This window comes from Methylobacterium oryzae (genome assembly GCF_036441375.1).
Taxonomy (GTDB): domain Bacteria; phylum Pseudomonadota; class Alphaproteobacteria; order Rhizobiales; family Beijerinckiaceae; genus Methylobacterium; species Methylobacterium oryzae_A.
The window spans coordinates 652,901-670,970 of the sequence record NZ_MLCA01000014.1 but is presented as its reverse complement, the minus strand read 5'-3'; the positions used below and the strand labels follow the sequence as shown (position 1 = coordinate 670,970).

The window sequence follows — 18,070 nt, the reverse complement described above, 5'->3', positions numbered from 1 at the left end:
CCGTCATCGCGCGCCGCGAAGCGGCCCAGGGTAGCGCGACCTGGATCAGCGTGGCACTGCTGGATTGCTTCGCTGCGCTCACACGGACGGCGGAGGGTTTCGACCGGAAGCCCTGCGACCGGCGCGCCGCTATCTCCCCGGGATGCCCCGCGCTAGGCTGCGCCGAAACGGCCCGGGTGAGACGCCGTGCGACGCCTGCTGAAGTTTCTCCACACGATGGGATCCGCGGGGCTGCTGGGGGCCATGGCCTCCCTGGTCGTCCTGCTGAGCCTGTCGCCGGCGCCGTCCGCCCTGGCGGGCTACGCGGCGACGCGGGGCGCGATGGGCGCCGTCGCCACCTGGATCTTCCTGCCCGCCCTGGCGGTGACGCTGATGTCGGGCCTGCTGGCCATGGCGCTGAACCGCGCCTTCCTCAATGCCGGATGGGCGTGGGTGAAGCTCGCCACCGGAGTCCTCATGTTCGAGGGCGGCCTGGTCTACGTCCAGGGCCCGATGAAGCAGGAGGCGGAGCGGAGCGCCCGCGCGCTGGCGGGCCTCGTCGATCCCGCGGTGCTGACCGTCTCGCTGACCGGCGAGCGCGGCACCCTCTGGGTCCTTCTGGCGGTCGCGACCGCAAATGTCGCGCTCGGGATCTGGCGGCCGCGGATCCTGCGGATCCCGCAGTAGCGCCGCGCCGGGACGACCGCGCAGCCGACGGCCCCCGGCCGGTCCGGCGCGCGCGCCAATTATTTGCCAGCTAGCAATCTACTTTCCGATACAGAACCCGCTGAATAGCCGGTCGAGAACGTCCTCGACGCCGACATGGCCCGCGACCGCGCCCAGCGCCCGGACCGCGAGACGCAGATCCTCCGCGGCCAGTTCCGGCAGGCCGTGGGGGCTCGCGGAGAGGCGGTCGAGATGAGTCACGCAGGCCTCGAGCGCGGCCCTGTGCCGGGCGCGGGTGATCAGGGCGTCGCCGGTGCCGAGGCCGGCCTCGGCCGCGGCCCGGATAGCGTCGAGCAGGGCGCCCATGCCGGCCCCGGTGCGGGCGGAGACTGTCACCGTCGCGGGGGTTTCCTCAATCCCTGAGCCGGCAAACAGATCGGCCTTCGTGCGGACGGTCAGGACCGGGCTGCGGCTCGGCCCGAGATCCGGGACCGTGCCGTCGGGCGGCACGAGGACGATCACGAGATCGGCGGTGTCGATCCGCGCCCGCGTCCGCACGATGCCCTCGGCCTCGACCGGCTCCGCGGTGTCGCGGAGCCCGGCCGTGTCGACCAGGAGGACGGGCAGGCCGTCGAGGTCGAGCCGCACCTCGATGGCGTCGCGGGTCGTGCCCGGGCTGTCCGACACGATGGCCACATCGCGCCGGCTCAGAGCGTTCAGCAGGGTCGATTTCCCGCTGTTGGGCACCCCCGCCAGCACCACGGTGAATCCCTCGCGCAGGCGCTCGCCGCGGTGACCGTCGCGCAGCGTCGCGGCGATCGCGTCCCGCAGGCGCGCCGCGCGGTCGAACAGCGCGGCGTCGAGCCCGACATCGTCCACGTCCCCCTCGTCGGAGAAGTCCAGCGCGGCCTCCGCGGCGGCGAGGCAGTCGATCGCCTCCGTGCGCCAAGCGGCCACCTGCCGGCTGAGCACGCCGTCGAGCTGGCGCAGGGCCTGACGGCGCTGGCCCTCGGTCTCGGCGTCGATCAGGTCGGCGACGGCCTCCGCCTCGGCGAGATCCATCCGGCCGTTGAGAACGGCGCGCCGCGTGAAGGCACCGGGCTCGGCCGCCCGGCACCCTGGCAGGCGGGCGAGGGTTGCGAGCACGCGCATCCGCACCGCCGCACCGCCGTGCAGGTGCAGCTCGACCATATCCTCGCCGCTGTAGGTGTCCGGCCCGGGAAACCAAGCGACCAGGGCCCGGTCGAGTTCGGTCCCGTCGGCCGGGTCTCTGAGGCTCCGCAGCGACAGGCGGCGCGGGGCCGGCAGGTGTCCGGCCAGGGTGACGAGCGCGTCGCGCGCGCCCGGACCGCTGATGCGGATCACCGCGACGGCGGCCCGGCCGAAACCGCTGGCCGGCGCGAAGAGGGTGTCGGTCTCGGTCATGGTCCCACAGGGCCGCGCGGCGGGGCGGAGTTTCACGTGAAACAGGCGCGGCCGCTCTATACCATCTCGGCGTTGCGGTGCCGCACCCGAATGCGGGGTCGCGATCTCGAATCGGAATGCGCCATGATCGTCTGGACCCGCCGCGCCGTCGGCCTCGGCCTGCTCGCCGCTCCCTTCGCCCGCCCGGCGCGCGCCGCGGAGGCCGAGCCGGACTGGGCCGCCATTGAGCGCCAGCTCGGCGGCCGCCTCGGGATCTCGGCCGCGACGGCGGACCGCGTCCTCGCCGCCCACCGCGCTGAGGAGCGCTTCCCGATGTGCAGCACCTTCAAGGTGCTGGCGGTCGCGGCGGTGCTGGCGCGGGTCGATGCCGGTCGCGAGACCCTCGACCGGATCCTCACCTACGGTCCCGGCGACCTCCTTGGCTACGCGCCGGTGACGCGGAAGACACTCGAGGCGGGCGCCGGAACCGGGCGGATGAGCGTCGCCGATCTCTGCGCGGCCACGCTGATCTGGAGCGACAACACCGCCGCCAACCTGCTCCTGGCGCCTCTCGGCGGACCCGAGGGGCTGACCGCGTGGCTGCGAAGCACGGGCGATCCGGTCACCCGTCTCGACCGAACCGAGCCGACCCTCAACACCGCCCTCCCCGGCGACCTTCGCGACACGACCACGCCGGGCGCGATGCGGGCGACCTTGGGCCGGATCCTCCTCGGCCCCGTCCTGTCGCCGGCCTCGCGCGGCCGGCTGGAGGCCTGGATGATCGCTTGCGAGACCGGCCGGAAGCGTCTGCGGGCCGGCCTGCCGCCGGACTGGATCGCGGGCGACAAGACCGGGAGCGGCGACAACGGCTCGGTCAACGACGTGGCGATCCTGCGGCCGCCGGGACATGCGCCGATCCTCGTGGCGGTCTACGTCACGGCGTCCACGGCCTCCGCCGAGACGTGCGCGGCGGCCTACGCGGAGATCGGCCGCCTCATCGCCGCGCGAGCCCATTCCGCCTGACCGGACGGACCATGAAGACGCCCTCCAAAACGACCCGCGCGACGCTCGCCCTCGACAAGGCCGCGATCCGCCACAGCCTCCACGTCTACGCGTACGATCCGGATGCCCCGCGCATCGGCCTCCAGGCCGCGGAGGCACTCGGGGTGGCGCCCGGACGCGTCCTGAAAACCCTCATGGCGGCGGTGGACGGCCGGGCGGTCTGCCTGCTCGTGGCCTCCGACAGGGAGGTGTCGATGAAGCGGGTCGCCGCGGCCTTCGCGGGCAAGGCGGCGGCCATGCTCAGACCCGCGGAGGCCGAGCGGCTGACCGGCTACCATGTCGGCGGGATCAGCCCCCTGGGGCAGAAGCGGCCCTTCCCGACGGCGATCGATGCCGGATCGCTGACCGACCCGGCGGCCGAGATCCACGTCAACGGCGGCGGCCGGGGATTGCAGATCCGTCTCACCGAGGGCGATCTCGTCGCCGTCCTGAAGGCCCTCGTCGTGCCGCTCACGTGATCCCGGGGTAATCATCCATTTACCCTGCCGTCGCACGGTACCGCCTACCGGCGGAGACGAAAGCGGCATGCGGGCGAGGACGCGCAGGGCGGTGACGGCGCTCGGATTGGTCCTGCTGCTCGCGGGATCGGCCCGGGCCGCCGACCTCGACATCCGCGGCGGCGCCGAGACGGGCGTGGGCGGCAGCCCCCGCTTCTTCCCGCGCAACGACGGCCTCGATCGTCGCCCGGTCTACGCGGCCCGGTCCCGTCCCGTGCCGGTGGGCTGCACGCCCCGGCGGGCGCCGGTGCCCACCAACGCGCCGGATGACCCGAGCTATGTCGGCTCCGAGTACGGCCTGGGGCATCCGAGCTTCTACGGCTTCACGCCGCCGCCCGGCGTGGACGACCCGTTCGGGCGCTCCCTCCTGCCCTACTGCCCCTGACGTCGGCCGGGACGGCGGGGCGGATCTCGAGCGCTGCCGGCGCGGGCCGGAACCGGGCTGCCGGATTCCACCGCTCCGCATCATGCTCTAGACCGGCCCTGCCCTCCCCCGGAGCCCGTCCCGTGCCTGAGCCGACCTTCCAGTCTTTCCGTGACCTCGCAGCCCTGCGCGGATGCGTGGCCGCGTGGCGCGCGGCGGGCGAGCGCGTCGTCCTGATCCCGACCATGGGTGCCCTGCACGACGGGCACCTCGCCCTCGTGGCCGAGGCGCGGCGGATCGGCCGCCGGGCCGTGGCCAGCATCTTCGTCAATCCGACCCAGTTCGGCCCGAGCGAGGATTTCTCCCGCTACCCGCGCGACCTGGACTCCGACCTCGCGCTGCTCGCGCAGGGCGGCGCGGACGCCGCGTGGACGCCCGGCGTCGAGACCATGTACCCGCCGGGCTTCGCCACCCGGATCGAGGTCGCGGGCCTGACCGACGGGCTGTGCGGGCCGTTCCGGCCCGGTCACTTCGCCGGCGTCGCCACGGTGGTGACCAAGCTGCTCAACCAAGTCCGTCCCGACGTCGCCCTGTTCGGCGAGAAGGACTTTCAGCAGCTGCGCGTGATCCAGCAGGCGGTGGCGGATCTCGACCTCCCGGTGGAGATCCGCGGGGTGCCGACCGTGCGCGAGCCAGACGGCCTCGCGCTGTCGTCGCGCAACCGCTACCTCTCGGCCGAGGAGCGCGCCGTCGCCCCGAAGCTCCAGGCCGTCCTGACCGAGATCGCGGCCGCCTCCCGCAACGGCACCCCCGTGGCCGGCCGGATCGCCGCCGGGCGGGCGGCGCTGGAAGCGGCGGGGTTCCGCGTCCAGTATCTCGCGGTCTGCGACGCCCGGACCCTGGTGCCGGTGGAGCGGGTGGACGGCCCGGCCCGCGTGCTCGTCGCCGCCTTCCTGGGTCGGACACGGCTGATCGACAATCGCGCCGTCTAGGCCGGGCGCGCACGGGCGCGGCGGGCGGCGCGCCCGGAGGCGCGTCGATCCCCCTCGCCCCTCACCCCGCCGACCGGCGGGAGCGTGGCCGCCCGGCCACGGCCCGCGAGGTTCTGGGGTTTCGCTGCGCCAAGTGACTGGCGCCGCACGGTCGACCTGTTCTCTGCTGGCACCGTGATCGGAACGCGCACCGCACCGGCCGTCCTGGCCGTGTCCCTCGCCCTGGCGGCCCCTGCCGGCGCCGGAGAGGACACGGTCGAGGGGATGGCCGGCCCTTACGGCGAGCGCCTGCGCTACGACGCGAAGGGGCTGACCCTCACATTCCCCGAGCCCGACGTGAAGCTCCAGATCGGCGGCCGGCTGCACATCGACGGCGGCGCGGCGGGTTTCAACCGACCGGATTTGCCCGAGGCCTTTCCCGACAACCTCGCGGTGCGCCGCGGCTGGATCGAGCCGACGCTCACCGTCGGCCGCGACTGGGTGATCGCCTTCCAGTACGATTTCGCCGACCCGATGCTGCCGATCAACGACGCGCTGGTCGCCTGGAAGGGGCTGCCGGACACGATCCTGACGCTCGGCAACATGAAGGAGCCCTTCAGCCTGGAATGGCTGCAGAGCAACAACGACACCCTGTTCGCCGAGCGCTCGGTGGCCAACGCCCTCGTGCCGGAGCGCCGCTTCGGCTTCGCGGCCGGACATCACGGGGAGAACTTGACCGCGGTGGCCGGCGTGTTCGGCAACGCCGCCAGCAGCGGCATCGACGGGGACGGCGTCGCGGTGGCGGCCCGCGCCACCCTGGCGCCGATCATGACCGTCGGCGAGACCCTGCATCTCGGCCTCGCCGGGGTCGTCCGCCGCCGGTCCCGGTCCGACGGGGCCTTCAGCTTCTCCAGCCCCGCGGGCGCCTTCCTGTTCGAGCGTCCCCTGGTGGATACCGGCGATCTCCCGGACGCCGCCGGCGTGTCGCGCCTCGGGGCCGAGCTGGCCTATCGCCGCGGCCCGTTCCTGGTGCAGGCGGAGTATATCAGGGCCGAGCTGCAGCCGTTCCGCACACCCGGCCAGCCCGGCGCCGCGCTCGGTTTCCAGGGGGGCTATGTCGAGGCGGCCCTGGTGCTCAACGGCGAGGGCCGGGCCTACGCGCTGGCGCCGCAGAGCGGCACCACCTACGCGACCTTCCAGGGTGTGGCCGTTCCGGAAGCGCAGCGGCTCTCCCGGGGCGGGATCGGCGTGTTCGAGGTGGCGGCGCGCTACAGCGCCGTCGACCTGGACGCCCGCGGCTTCCGCGGCGGCATGGAGCGGGACGTGACCCTCGGTCTGAGCTGGTATCCCGAGCCGAATCTCCGGCTGATCGGGAACGTCGTTCACGGACGGGTGCAGCCGGGAACGGCGCAATCCGAGACCCTGGGCACCCGCCCGTTCTCAGTCGACACGGTGATCGCGCGCCTGCAGATCTACTGGTGACGCGGCTCGGCGGACCGGCCGAAGCCCTCACACGGCCCGGCGCAGGACCGACCGGAACGGGCGCCGCTCGGGCTCCGGGGGCGGCGTCGGCTCCTCGGCGGCCTGGGTCGCCAGGACCTCCGCGCGCACCGGGCGCGGGGCCGCGAAGGCCGTCCCCTGCGCGAACGGCACGTCGAGGTCGATCAGGTCCGGGACGTCGGCCTCGTCGGCGACGCCCGTGGCGATGACGCGGATCCCGGCCCGGGCCAGGGCCGGTGCGGTGTCCTCGACGGCGATGTCCGCCAGGCTGCCGCGATGCGCGCCGGGCCGCAGCAGCATCTCCGCCGGCACCTTGACCTGCGCGATGCCGAGCGCCGCGAGTTCGGCCGCGTCGAAGCGCAGGTCGTCGGGGCGGTCGAGGCTGAACCCGACCCGGCCCTTGAGGGGCGCGAGCAGGCCCCGCTGGCCGCTATCGAGGCGGCGCCAGCTCTCCTGCGGCAGCGCGATGGTCAGGCCGGCCAGGGCCGGATCGTCGGCGGCCGTGCGGGCCAGCTCGCGCAGCAGGCCGGGCTCGAACAGCGACAGCGGCGACAGCCCGTAGGTCAGCAGGGTCTCGCTGCCGCGCCGGGCGAGGTGGCGCGCCACGATGGTGGCCCGCTGCAGCATCCGGCGGTCGAGTTCGGTGGTGCGGCCGTAGCGCTCCAGCACCGGGAGGAAGACCTCGGGCTCGGCCGGCGGCGCGCCGGGGCCGCCGATCCGCAGCCGGGCCAGCGCCTCGTAGGCCACGACCTTTCGCTGCGGCAGGGTGACGACCGGCTGCAGGTGGATCTCCAGGCCCTCCCCCTCGAAGGCCTCGATGATCGCGGCCTCGTCGGCGGGCGCGACCGCCGGCCGGGGCGGGATCGGCCGCGGGGGGATCGACCGCGCCGGGACGGACGGTGCCGGGTTCGGCGCGGGTTGGCGGTCCGCCGGAACCGGCTGCGGTCGGGGCGGGCTTCGCTCGATGGGGGCGGCCGGCTCCNGGCTCCGGCACGGGCGGCGGGGCCGGCTCGGGCTCGGGCGGGAGCCGGAGCGTCTCCGCGGCGCGGGCCGCGGGCCGGGCCTTGAGGCCCGCGATCTCGGAATCCTGGGCGCTCACCACCGTGGTGAGGTCACGGACGATCCCGCTGAGGAGGCCGAACTCGACGGTCAGCTCCTCGATCTGCGCCCGCAGCGCGGCCTCGGCGGTCTCGGGTCGCGGCTGGGCGGCCGGGGCGGCGGCGGCCGTCTCGACCTTGAGCAGGCGCCGGGACAGGAGATCGACCTCGCCGGACAGCTTCTCGCAGCGCGCCTTGAGGGTGGCGATACGGGTCAGGGCGAGACCGCCCGCCGCGGCGGCCACGGCACCGAGCGTCAGGGCGCTCCAGAGCGGCAGGAACACCGCGAGCGGCCCGAACACGACGAGCCCGAGAAGGCCGACCGTCAACAGCCCCGCGTACCGGCCAAGGACCGGGACCATCGTCTGAACACCTGCCAGGAACGCGCGCCGGCCGCCGGGGGACATCCCGAGCGAACCCCACCGGGCGCGAACCGAATCGCAGGATCATTGGCCGCGCGCACCCCGTCCGGCAAGGCTCAGGGACCCCGATGGTGCGCCGACGCCTGTTAATTCCGGGTGGTGTGACGCCGGCGCCCGCTGGAACGTTGCGGAATCATCACGGCGGCCCCGATTGCGGGGCGTTCCGGGGAGGGTTGCGCGGCTTGCGAATGCGGACGGGATGAAAAAGGATCATAAAGCGTGGCCATGACGTCCGTGCCCCCGCGTACTCCCCGACTTCGCGCCGTTCTCGGCGCCGGCGCCCTCCTCGCGACTTTCGGCACGACGGCGCCGCGGGCCGCGGATCTCGGCGCGGATCTTCCGCGCACCACACCGACCTTCGCGATGATCGATCCCAACACTTGGATCGTCACGCTGAGCGGCTCGATCCAAGCCGTGCCCCGTTATCCCGGCGCCAGCGACTACACGGCCGTCGGCTACCCCTCGATCGATATCCGCCGGGTGGGCGAGCCGCGCCGCTTCTCGACGCCGGATGACGGGTTCAGCCTGTCCCTGTTCGACACCGAATCCTTCCGGATCGGCCCGACCGCGCGCTTCGTGCCGGGGCGCTATTACGGCGACGACCGGCGCCACCTGTTCGGCTTCCGCGACGCGCGCTTCGCCGTCGAGCCGGGCGTGTTCGCCGAGTTCTACCCGGTCTCGTTCATCCGGACCCGCGTCGAGGCGCGTCAGGGCATCTACGGCCATCACGGCACCGTCGGCTCGGTGGCGGCCGACTACCTGATCCCGGCGGAGAAGTTCCTGTTCTCCATCGGACCGCGCTTCAACATCGGCGATGCCAGCTACGCCCGGAAGTATTTCGGCGTCTCCCCGATCGAGGCGGCGCTGAACGGGCGCGTCACCCCCTACGACCCGCGCAGCTTCTACTCGGCGGGCGTTCTCGGCGGCGTGACCTACACGCAGAGCGAGACCTGGGCCTACTCGGCCTATGCCGGCTACACCCGGATCCTGGGCGCTTCGGGCGACAGCCCGCTGGTGCGGCGGCCGTTCGGCAACCCGAACCAGTATCAGTTCGGCCTGCGGATCGACTACGCCTTCCGCATGCCGGCACTGTTCTGAGCCGCGCCCCGGCTTGCGCCGGCCCCACCGGCCCCCGACATTCGGGCGACACGCGATGGAGGCCCGGATGGATGAGACGCGCGCCGACCTGCTGATGCGGGTCGAAGGCATGACCTGCGACGGTTGCGCCGCCGCGGTGACGCGCACGGTGCGGCGGATCGATCCCGCGGCCGACGTGCAGGTCGACCGGGACGCGGCGCGCGTGGCGATCCGCACCGCCGCGCAGGCGCTGACCATCGCCGAGGCCCTGACCAAGGCCGGCTACACCGCGACGGCCATGACCGGCTGAGACCGGCCCGGCGTTCCGGATTCGCGCGCTGTCAGGGCCGCGGCGGCCGGAGCGCCCCACCGTCTGGGTGACGCTGCCGCGCGGGCAGGCGCGGGGCGCGCCGGCCGAGGCTGCTCCGGGGCCGGGTTGCCGTCCCCGAGGGAGCGCTCTCAGGAGCGGCTCAGGAACATCCCGGTCAGGAGCAGGGCGAAGCCCGCGAGGCCGAACAGGCCCTCCTTGCGCTGGGTGTGGTCGAGGAAATGGGCGGCGGCGCCGGCCGCGCAACAGGCGGCGCCCAGGCCGATTGTCAGCGACGACATCTCGAGTCTCCTCTTCGCGCGTCGCTCCGCGGCGCGGCGAAAACAGTTCCCCTCGTGGGCCTGTCGGACGGCTCTGTCCGGTCAGGATCGCGTCACGGCGCGAGATTCGCACGGTCCGGAGAGACTGGCAAGGATGACGGCCAAGTCCTCGCCCAGCCTCCGCAAGAAACCCGCGCGGGAATACCAGATCTTCTCGCCGCGCGGGCAGTGAATACAGCATCCAGATTGTCCTGCCGGGCGGCGACGCGGGCGGGATACCGTTCCGGCCGGACGAGGGCGAGGACGCGTTGACCGCCGCGCCCGCGCGCGCTTAGACCTCCCGGCAGATCCGCCGGTCCCCCGCGCCCAGCGCCGGGGTCGGCGCGTACGCGCCCGCCGCACCCGCGGCGGGACGTCTGCGAAAGGCTGCTCGGTACCCGATGCTCACCCCCTCCTCCGTCCGGTTCGACGTCGCGGTCGTCGGCGGCGGCCATGCCGGCGTCGAGGCTGCCGCGGCGGCGGCGCGCTGCGGCGCCCGCACCGCGCTGGTCACCCACGATCCGGCGACCATCGGGGCGATGTCCTGCAACCCGGCCATCGGCGGCCTCGGCAAGGGCCACCTCGTCCGCGAGGTCGATGCCCTGGACGGGCTGATGGGCCGGGTCGCCGATGCGGCCGGCATCCAGTTCCGCCTGCTCAACCGCCGCAAGGGGCCGGCGGTGCGCGGTCCCCGGACCCAGGCCGACCGCAAGCTCTACGCGGCGGCCATGCAGGCAGCCGTGGCCGAGACCGAGGGGCTGACGGTCGTCGCGGGCGCCTGCGAGGATCTGGCCTTCGACGCGGACGGCCGGCTCAGCGGCCTCGTCCTGGCGGACGGGCGCACCCTCGCCTGCGCCGCGGTGGTGCTGACCACCGGCACCTTCCTGCGCGGCCTGATCCATATCGGCGAGCGGCAGATCCCGGCGGGCCGCGTGGGCGAGGCGCCGGCGATCGGGCTGGCGCGGACCCTCGACCGGCTCGGCCTCCGCCTCGGGCGCCTGAAGACCGGCACGCCGCCGCGCCTCGACGGGCGGACCATCGACTGGGCCGGCCTGGAGATGCAGGAGGCCGACCCCGAGCCGGTGCCGTTCTCGACGCTGACCGAGCGGATCACGACGCCGCAGATCCGCTGCGGCATCACCCGGACCACCCAGGCCGTCCACGACCTGATCCGCGCCAACCTGCACCGCTCGCCGATGTATTCCGGCGGCATCGCCAGCCGGGGTCCGCGCTACTGCCCGTCGATCGAGGACAAGGTCGTGCGCTTCGGCGACCGGGAGGGGCACCAGATCTTCCTGGAGCCCGAGGGTCTCGACGACCCGACGATCTACCCGAACGGCATCTCCACGGCGCTGCCGGAAGATGTGCAGGGCGACCTCGTCCGCCTGATCCCCGGGCTGGAGCGGGCCGCGATCCTGCGCCCGGGCTACGCCATCGAGTACGACTACGTCGATCCCCGGGAACTCGATGCCGGCCTTCAGGTGCAGCGCCTGCCGGGCCTGTTCCTGGCCGGCCAGATCAACGGGACGACGGGCTACGAGGAGGCCGCGGGCCAGGGTCTGGTGGCCGGCGTCAACGCCGCCCGGCACGCGGGCGGACTCGGTATCGCGGGCTTCGACCGGGCCGAGTCGTATCTCGGCGTGATGATCGACGATCTCGTGACCCAGGGGGTGAGCGAGCCCTACCGGATGTTCACCTCGCGCTCGGAGTATCGGCTGTCCCTGCGGGTCGACAATGCCGACGCCCGGCTCACCCCGCGCGGGATCGCGCTGGGCTGCGTCGGAGGGCACCGGGCGGCCCATTTCGCGGCCGGGCAGGCGGCGCTGGACGCGGCCCGCGCCCGGCTCGAATCCGTGAGCCTGACGCCGAGCCAGGCCGCCTCCCACGGGATCAGCCTGAACCGCGACGGCATCCGCCGCACCGGTTTCCAGCTCCTCGCCTATCCCGAGATCGGGTGGTCCGACCTGGCGGCGGTGTGGCCGGACCTCGCGGAGGTCGCCCCGCGGATCGCCGACCGGATGAAGACCGACGCGACCTACGCGGTCTATCTCGACCGCCAGAACGCCGACATCGCGGCCTTCCGCCGGGACGAGGCGGTGCGCCTGCCGGCGGGGCTGGACTACGCGGCGATCAGCGGCCTCTCGAACGAGATGCGGGCGAAGCTCGAGACCGTGCGCCCCGGGACCCTGGGGCAGGCGGCGCGGATCGAGGGCGTGACCCCCGCGGCCCTCACCCTGCTGGCGGCCCACGCGCGCCGCGGCGCGCGCGCCGTGTCCGCTCCCGCGGACCAGATCCCGGCATGAGCGATCCGGATCGCGCCCGAATCCTCGCGGCTTCCGGTGTTTCACGTGAAACAGCCGAGCGGCTCGACCTCTACGTGGCGCAGCTGCGGCGCTGGCAGCCGATCAAGAACCTCGTCGGCCCCGCCACGCTGACCGAGGTCTGGAGCCGCCATATCGACGACGCGCTGCAGCTCCTCGACCTCGCGCCGGAGGCCCGCACCTGGCTCGATCTCGGCTCCGGGGCCGGCATCCCGGGCCTGATCCTGGCCATCGCCGGCCGGGAGCGCGGCGTCCGGGTCGACCTCGTGGAGAGCAACGCGCGCAAATGCGCCTTCCTCACCGAGACCGCCCGGCTGACCGGGGCTCAGGCCCGGGTGCGCAATGCCCGGATCGAGGCGGTGATCGGCGACTACGCCGGGACCGACGTGGTCTGCGCCCGCGCCCTCGCCCCGATGGCGCAGCTCCTCGCCTGGACCGAGCCTCTGTTGAAAACGGGCACCACCGGCCTGTTTCCGAAGGGCCGGGACGTACAAGCCGAATTGACCCAGGCCGGCGCGCAGTGGAGAGTCGTTAACGACCTCGTGCCGAGCCGGACCGATTCCGATGCCCGGATCGTGCGCGTCACTGCCCTCGCCGCCCCGAGCCACCGATGAGCGAAGCGATCCTCGGCGATCCCGCCGACCGGTCCATGGATTCATCCATGCGACGCCCTCTGCGCGTTCTGGCGCTCGCCAACCAGAAGGGCGGCGTCGGCAAGACCACGACGGCGATCAACCTCGGCACCGCCCTGGCGGCGATCGGCGAGGACGTGCTGGTGATCGACCTCGACCCGCAGGGCAACGCCTCCACCGGTCTCGGGATCGACCGCGCCAAGCGCCGGGTCTCGACCTACGAAGTCATGGCCGGCGAGGCCTCGCTGGCGCAGGCCGTGGTCCCCACCGCCGTGCCGCGGCTGTCGCTGGCGCCCTCGACCATGGACCTCCTCGGCCTCGAGCTGGAGTTGGCCACCCTCCCCGACCGGGCGCACCGGCTGCGCGGCGTGCTGAAGAGCCTGACCCAGGCGCCGAGCCTGAGCCGGATCAGCTACGTCCTGATCGACTGCCCGCCCTCGCTCAACCTGCTGACCATCAACGCGCTGGCGGCGGCCGACGCGGTGCTGGTGCCGCTGCAGTGCGAGTTCTTCGCCCTGGAAGGTCTCAGCCAGCTGCTGCGCACCGTCGAGCAGGTCCGCGGCGCCCTGAACCCGAAGCTGACGATCCAGGGCATCGTTCTGACGATGTTCGACCCGCGCAACAACCTCTCCGCCCAGGTCGTGGCGGACGTGCGCGGGTTCATGGGCGACAAGGTCTACGAGACCGTGATCCCCCGCAACGTCCGGATCTCCGAGGCGCCCTCGCACGGCAAGCCGGCGCTGCTGTACGACCTGAAATGCGCCGGCAGTCAGGCCTACCTGCGCCTCGCCTCGGAAGTGATCCAGCGCGAGGGCCGAGTACCGGCCGCGGCCTGACGGGTTTGAGTCCCCCTCCCGGTTCGAGGGGCGAGTGTGGAGCGTGACACGGGTGGCGATCATGGCGGAGGAGGGGGCGAAGCCTCGACTGGGGCGCGGGCTCGCGGCGCTGATCGGTGATTTCAACGAGGCCGGGAAGGCCTCGGCCAAGGCCGAGGAGCAGCGCAGGGTCCAGATCGAGTTTCTGCGCGCCAACCCGCGCAACCCGCGCCGGAGCTTCGCCGAGACGGAGCTGTCCGAGCTGGCGGCCTCGATCGGCCAGCGGGGCATCATCCAGCCGATCGTGGTCCGCCCGATCGGCGACGTGCCCGGGACCTTCGAGATCGTCGCCGGCGAGCGGCGCTGGCGGGCCGCCCAGCGCGCCGGCCTCGACGAGGTGCCGGTGGTGGTGGTCGAGATCGACGACCGGGGCTCCCTGGAATTCGCCATCCTGGAGAATGTCCAGCGCACCGACCTCAACGCGATCGAGGAGGCGTCCGGCTACGAGCGCCTGATGAAGGATTTCTCGTACACGCAGAAGGAACTGGCCGAGATCCTCGGCAAGAGCCGGAGCCACCTCGCCAACACGCTCCGGCTGCTCAACCTGCCGCTGTCCGTGCAGGAGCGGGTCACCGCCGGCGAGCTGACCGCCGGTCACGCCCGCGCGCTGCTGGCCGTGCGCGACCCCGAGGCGACGGCGCGTCGGGTCGTGGCCGAGAGCCTGTCGGTCCGCGACGTGGAGGCCATCGCCTCCGCCGAGGCCGCGCCGGCCGAGACGCCGCGCCCGGGGCGGCCCCGCCTCTCGGCCGAGCGCCCCGCGACGGTGCGCGACCTGGAGCTGCGGATCCACCGGGCGCTCGGCGTCCCGGTCTCCTACAAGCCCAAGGACGCCGATTCCGGTGAGATCCGCATCCGCTACGAGACGCAGGACGAGCTGCAGGCCCTGCTCAACCGCTTCAAGGTCTCGGACGCCTGAAGAACCGCCTCCGGCCGAAGGGGCCGCCTCGGCGGGCCCGGCACGAGGGCGACAGACCGGGAGGCCGGCCGCCCGGCGGAGGCTATCCGGTCTGGACGATCCCGGCGGCGGGCCGCCGGGCCCCGGCCCCGCCGCGTCCCGGCCGGGATCGACTCCGAGCACCAGCGCGGTGCGGTACCGGTCGCGCTTCTCCTGAACGGCGCAGAAGGCCCTCCGGTCGGGATCCTCGGCCGCGAGGGGCGTCGGCGTTGATCACGAGGCGTTCGCCGCTGCGACCGCGATCGGCCGGGACCTGCGTGGAGCGGAACTCCTCGGCGCGTCGGGGAGGTCGATCTGCCCGGTGAGCATTGTGCGCCCGTCCAGGAACGCCTTGACGGGGACATGCGTGGCGCAAGCCGCGTAACGGCCGGGATAGATCGTCTCGAGCCGGACCCATCCCTCCGGGCCGGTCGTCTGGCTGCCGCGCAGGACGGTCCGGCCGGTCGTGTCGACGTTTCCCGCCGCCCCTGCCCCGGGCAGCCGGGATACCGCCCTGAGCGTCGCGGTGCCAAACGAAGTCAACATGCGTCTCGGCAAGGGTGCGCAGGCCCCGCCTCAACCATCCGCAGGGCGAGCAGCAGCGGGATGCCGGGGCAATTCGCGCGGGTCTCGGCGCGCGGGCTTCGGGTCCCGGGAGAACGGGTCCTCGACTGCCTGCGGCCTCGGCAGGCGAGCGCCGGGTCTGTCCCGGGCGAAGCGCGGCGCGGGCCGGTACGAGGCCCATCCTCGTGGAAGCGCCGGGGACGGCCAGCATGCCGCCGCGCGAGGTGGGAAAGGGCCGGTCTCTCGATGAGGGCCGACGGTCCGGACCTGGCGATAGAGCCTCGCGCCATCTCGCCCTGTATCCGCGGCCAGCGGGCAATGTGCGGCTGCCCTCCCCGACGAGGCGACCTAGCGCCGCCGCCGCGCCCCCGCCTCCGCGACCCGCAGGAGGGCCGCCGAGGCCAGCGCGTGGGCCAGGTCGGGCTCGGCCCGCCGGCAGGCGAGGACGCCCTCCTGCAGGGCCGCCACGGCCTGCCGGAGGGTGCCGGGCGGCCACGCGCCGAGCTGGCCCTCGATGCTGGCCCTGCGCTTGAAATGCAGGCCCCGCCACGTCGCGACCATCATGGCGGGCGTCTTCTCGGGATTGTCGAGGCGGGTGGTGAGCAGCGTCAGGGCGTGCCGCAGCGCCGAGCCCAGAACCACCCCCGGGTCGAGACCCTCGTGCCGGAAGCGGCGGTAGTCGCGCTCCACCGCGTCGCGGCGACCGTCGAAGGCGGCGTCGATCAGGGTGTTGAGCACGCTCGCCGCGACGTCGCTGGTGACGGCCTCCACGTGCTCGAGGGTCACGATCTTGTCCCCCTCCCCCGCGGCGTAGAGGGCGAGCTTCTCGATCTCCATCAGGCTCGCCCGGCGGTCGCCGCCGAGGCTGCGGGCCAGAACCTCCCGGGCGGCGCGGTCGATGCGCAGGCCGCGCTCCTGGAGGGTGCGCTCGATCAGGTCCGAGAGGGTCCGCTCGTCGTCGGCGTAGCAGGGGATCGCCAGCGCCTTGGGCGACCGCTCGCACAGGGTGCGGAGCGGGTTGCTCTTGGCGAGGTCGCCGGCCTCCACCACGATGCGGGCGTCGGCGACGGTCGCGCCCAGCACCGCCTCGACGGCGGGCGCGTAGTTGCGGGTGCCGGGCCGCACCCAGATCGATCGGCGGCCGCCGAACAGGCCCATCGTCCCGGCCTCGTCGCACAGCCGGCCCGGATCGGCCGCCAGGGCGTCGCCGTCGATCCGCACCAGCGCGAAGGGGTCGGCCGGGTCGTCGACGAAATCCTCGGCGAGTTTCCGGGCCCGCTCGGTCACCAGACCGGTATCCGGCCCGAAGACCAGGATGACGGGAATGCGCGGATCGGGTCCGCGCCGGATCAGCCCCTCGATCTCGCCGGCCTTGACTGCCGTCACGTCGGGTTACGGCTTCGTCGAGAGCACGGCGGCGAGGCGGCTCTTGATCTGATCGGACAGGACGCTGGCCAGCCGGATCTCGGCGTCCCGCGCCGCCCGCTGGCTGGCGAAGCGCTGGACCGAGCGGTCGTAGGTCGCGGTCGAGGTGGCGACGCCCTCGGTGTAGACCTTGGTGCCGCCCATATCCTCGAGGCTGTACTTGATGTTGGCCACCAGCGTGCCGGCCTCGGCGCGGCCAGTGGTCGAGGAGACGATCGGGGTCTGCACGATCTCGGAGCCCGACAGCTTCAGCCGGTACTGCTTGGTCGCCGGATGACCGGACCCGTCGAGGTCGAAGACCAGCTCGCTGCGCAGGTAGTGGCCGAGGCGTTCCTGCCCCTGGGCCATCGCCACGTCGTCGACCTGGACCGAGGCGAGCAGCGCCTGGACGGACTGCCCCGACGCGGTCGGCCCGTAGAGCGGCCGGAAGCAGGCCGAGAGGCTCAGCGCCAGGCCGGTCGCGCAGGCGAGGCGGGCGATCCGCCCCGCGATGGAAACTCCCGAACCCACCATCCGCCGTCGTTCCGCCCTCACCTGCCGGATCGTTCTAGCGCGGACACGGCCCGCCGCGCCACGACGCTACGGATCAAACGTTACGATTCCTCTGCGGCGAGAGCGTGGTCGTCCGGTTTCCGGATGTTGGGCGGCGGCCGGAGGGGTGCCCGATGACCGGCCGCGCGCTCAAGCGATCACCGCGAGGTAGGCCGAGACCGTGACCACCGCCAGCACCGTCGAGGCCAGCACCACGGTGGCGGTCAGGTCGGCCTCGCGCCGGTAGAATTCCGCCAGCATGAACGGCCCGGTACCGGTGGGGAGGGCGGCCATCAGCACCGCGGTGTGCAGCAGGAGCGGGGGCAGGTCGAACAGGTAGTGGCCGAGCCCGTAGGCCAGCAGCGGATGGAGCGCGAGCTTGAGGCCCACGAGCAGCGCGGCGGTCCGCCCCTGCCCGCCTCCCGTGTGGCGGGTCTGGGCCAGGAACAGGCCGAGCGCCACCAGGGCGCAGGGTGCCGCCGCGCCGCCGAGGAGCTTCAGGAACGTGGCCACCGCCTCCGGCACGGTCAGCCCGGCACTCGGCACCAGGGCGCCGAGCGCCGGCGCCACCAGCAGCGGGTTGCGCACGAGCGAGCGGGCGACCGTCCACCAGACGGGCCTGCGGCTCTCGCCGCCCCGGCCCGACGCGACCGCCTCGCGCCGCAGGCCGGTCTCGATCAGCACGATGGCCACCGCGAACACGCCGCAGACCGTGAGGATCGCCGCCACCGTGGTGGGCGCGAGCGCCTCCGGCCCGAAGGCGACCAGCGCCAGGGGGAAGCCCATGAAGCCGGTATTGGCGTAACCGGCGTTGAGCCCGTCGACCGCGGCATCGGCCAGCGCTCGCCCCGCCCCGCGCCGGATCAGCACGGTGAGGACGAAGACCGCGAGGCTGCTGAGGCCGAAGGCGCCGATGAAGCCGGGCTTCCAGATGGCGCTCCAGTGGGCGTGCGCGGTCACGTCGAACAGGAGCGCCGGCAGCGCCAGGAAGACCACGAACCGGTTGAGTTCGGTGGTGGCGGCAGCCCCGAGCACGCCGATCCGCCGGGCGAGCCATCCGGCGAATATCAGCGCGAAGATCGGCAGCACGACCAGCAGGGTCGAGAGCATGGCGGGTCCGGG

General features: G+C 73.4%; 18 protein-coding genes and 1 pseudogene. 12 read left to right on the top strand and 7 right to left on the bottom strand.

Annotation, left to right across the window (positions count from 1 at the left end):
• The first annotated feature begins 186 nt into the window (after window positions 1-186).
• Entirely contained in the window at window positions 187-666 is a 480-nt protein-coding gene (locus MOTC310_RS26855) for a hypothetical protein (protein ID WP_331303951.1), read from the top strand.
• Between the two features lie 78 nt (window positions 667-744).
• Here the strand turns inward: MOTC310_RS26855 and mnmE are convergent, their stop codons facing one another.
• On the bottom strand, window positions 745-2,070 hold the full coding sequence (gene mnmE, locus MOTC310_RS26850) for a tRNA uridine-5-carboxymethylaminomethyl(34) synthesis GTPase MnmE (protein ID WP_331303950.1): 1,326 nt from the start codon (window positions 2,068-2,070) through the stop codon (window positions 745-747).
• Between the two features lie 123 nt (window positions 2,071-2,193).
• Here mnmE and bla point away from each other — a divergent pair, with 123 nt between their 5' ends.
• From bla to MOTC310_RS26825, 5 genes are all read left to right on the top strand, one after another.
• On the top strand, window positions 2,194-3,072 hold the full coding sequence (gene bla, locus MOTC310_RS26845; protein WP_331303949.1) for a class A beta-lactamase: 879 nt from the start codon (window positions 2,194-2,196) through the stop codon (window positions 3,070-3,072).
• Window positions 3,073-3,083: 11 nt separating this feature from the next.
• Window positions 3,084-3,569 (top strand): YbaK/EbsC family protein, encoded by a 486-nt coding sequence (locus tag MOTC310_RS26840; protein ID WP_331303948.1) that lies wholly within the window; start codon window positions 3,084-3,086, stop codon window positions 3,567-3,569.
• Window positions 3,570-3,636: 67 nt separating this feature from the next.
• Window positions 3,637-3,993: a hypothetical protein gene (locus tag MOTC310_RS26835; RefSeq protein WP_331289391.1), complete on the top strand. Its 357-nt coding sequence runs from the start codon at window positions 3,637-3,639 to the stop codon at window positions 3,991-3,993.
• Window positions 3,994-4,115: 122 nt separating this feature from the next.
• Window positions 4,116-4,964, top strand: coding sequence for a pantoate--beta-alanine ligase (panC, locus tag MOTC310_RS26830; RefSeq protein WP_331303947.1), 849 nt, complete (start codon window positions 4,116-4,118; stop codon window positions 4,962-4,964).
• Window positions 4,965-5,138: 174 nt separating this feature from the next.
• Entirely contained in the window at window positions 5,139-6,425 is a 1,287-nt protein-coding gene (locus MOTC310_RS26825) for an OprO/OprP family phosphate-selective porin (RefSeq protein ID WP_331303946.1), read from the top strand.
• A gap of 27 nt (window positions 6,426-6,452) precedes the next feature.
• Here MOTC310_RS26825 and MOTC310_RS32935 read toward each other — a convergent pair.
• Window positions 6,453-7,947 (bottom strand): annotated as a pseudogene (locus tag MOTC310_RS32935) (EAL domain-containing protein).
• 240 nt (window positions 7,948-8,187) lie between these two features.
• Here MOTC310_RS32935 and MOTC310_RS26815 point away from each other — a divergent pair.
• Together MOTC310_RS26815 and MOTC310_RS26810 are read left to right on the top strand one after the other, a co-directional pair.
• Window positions 8,188-9,060 carry a MipA/OmpV family protein gene (locus MOTC310_RS26815; protein WP_419539070.1) on the top strand — a complete coding sequence of 291 codons (873 nt, stop codon included), beginning with the start codon at window positions 8,188-8,190 and terminating at the stop codon, window positions 9,058-9,060.
• A 67-nt stretch (window positions 9,061-9,127) separates the two neighbouring features.
• Entirely contained in the window at window positions 9,128-9,349 is a 222-nt protein-coding gene (locus MOTC310_RS26810; protein WP_331303945.1) for a heavy-metal-associated domain-containing protein, read from the top strand.
• A gap of 149 nt (window positions 9,350-9,498) precedes the next feature.
• Here MOTC310_RS26810 and MOTC310_RS26805 read toward each other — a convergent pair whose 3' ends face one another.
• On the bottom strand, window positions 9,499-9,648 hold the full coding sequence (locus MOTC310_RS26805) for a hypothetical protein (RefSeq protein ID WP_331289385.1): 150 nt from the start codon (window positions 9,646-9,648) through the stop codon (window positions 9,499-9,501).
• A 419-nt stretch (window positions 9,649-10,067) separates the two neighbouring features.
• Here MOTC310_RS26805 and mnmG point away from each other — a divergent pair, with 419 nt between their 5' ends.
• From mnmG to MOTC310_RS26785, 4 genes are all read left to right on the top strand, one after another.
• Entirely contained in the window at window positions 10,068-11,969 is a 1,902-nt protein-coding gene (gene mnmG, locus MOTC310_RS26800; RefSeq protein ID WP_331303944.1) for a tRNA uridine-5-carboxymethylaminomethyl(34) synthesis enzyme MnmG, read from the top strand.
• A complete protein-coding gene (gene rsmG, locus MOTC310_RS26795; protein WP_331303943.1) occupies window positions 11,966-12,601 on the top strand; it encodes a 16S rRNA (guanine(527)-N(7))-methyltransferase RsmG in 636 nt (211 codons plus the stop codon). Before mnmG ends, rsmG begins: the two co-directional genes overlap by 4 nt.
• Window positions 12,598-13,455 carry a ParA family protein gene (locus tag MOTC310_RS26790; RefSeq protein WP_012321019.1) on the top strand — a complete coding sequence of 286 codons (858 nt, stop codon included), beginning with the start codon at window positions 12,598-12,600 and terminating at the stop codon, window positions 13,453-13,455. The genes rsmG and MOTC310_RS26790 overlap by 4 nt, the downstream gene beginning before the upstream one ends.
• Before the next feature lie 61 nt (window positions 13,456-13,516).
• Window positions 13,517-14,410, top strand: coding sequence for a ParB/RepB/Spo0J family partition protein (locus MOTC310_RS26785; protein WP_331304122.1), 894 nt, complete (start codon window positions 13,517-13,519; stop codon window positions 14,408-14,410).
• A 252-nt stretch (window positions 14,411-14,662) separates the two neighbouring features.
• On the opposite strand, the gene MOTC310_RS26780 is transcribed toward MOTC310_RS26785, so the two are convergent.
• From MOTC310_RS26780 to MOTC310_RS26765, 4 genes are all read right to left on the bottom strand, one after another.
• A complete protein-coding gene (locus MOTC310_RS26780) occupies window positions 14,663-14,974 on the bottom strand; it encodes a peptidase associated/transthyretin-like domain-containing protein (RefSeq protein WP_331303942.1) in 312 nt (103 codons plus the stop codon).
• Between the two features lie 366 nt (window positions 14,975-15,340).
• Window positions 15,341-16,378 (bottom strand): DNA polymerase III subunit delta, encoded by a 1,038-nt coding sequence (gene holA / locus MOTC310_RS26775; RefSeq protein ID WP_331303941.1) that lies wholly within the window; start codon window positions 16,376-16,378, stop codon window positions 15,341-15,343.
• A 6-nt stretch (window positions 16,379-16,384) separates the two neighbouring features.
• Window positions 16,385-16,930 carry an LPS assembly lipoprotein LptE gene (locus MOTC310_RS26770; protein ID WP_331289381.1) on the bottom strand — a complete coding sequence of 182 codons (546 nt, stop codon included), beginning with the start codon at window positions 16,928-16,930 and terminating at the stop codon, window positions 16,385-16,387.
• Window positions 16,931-17,098: 168 nt separating this feature from the next.
• A complete protein-coding gene (locus MOTC310_RS26765; RefSeq protein ID WP_331303940.1) occupies window positions 17,099-18,058 on the bottom strand; it encodes an AEC family transporter in 960 nt (319 codons plus the stop codon).
• Window positions 18,059-18,070 lie beyond the last annotated feature (12 nt).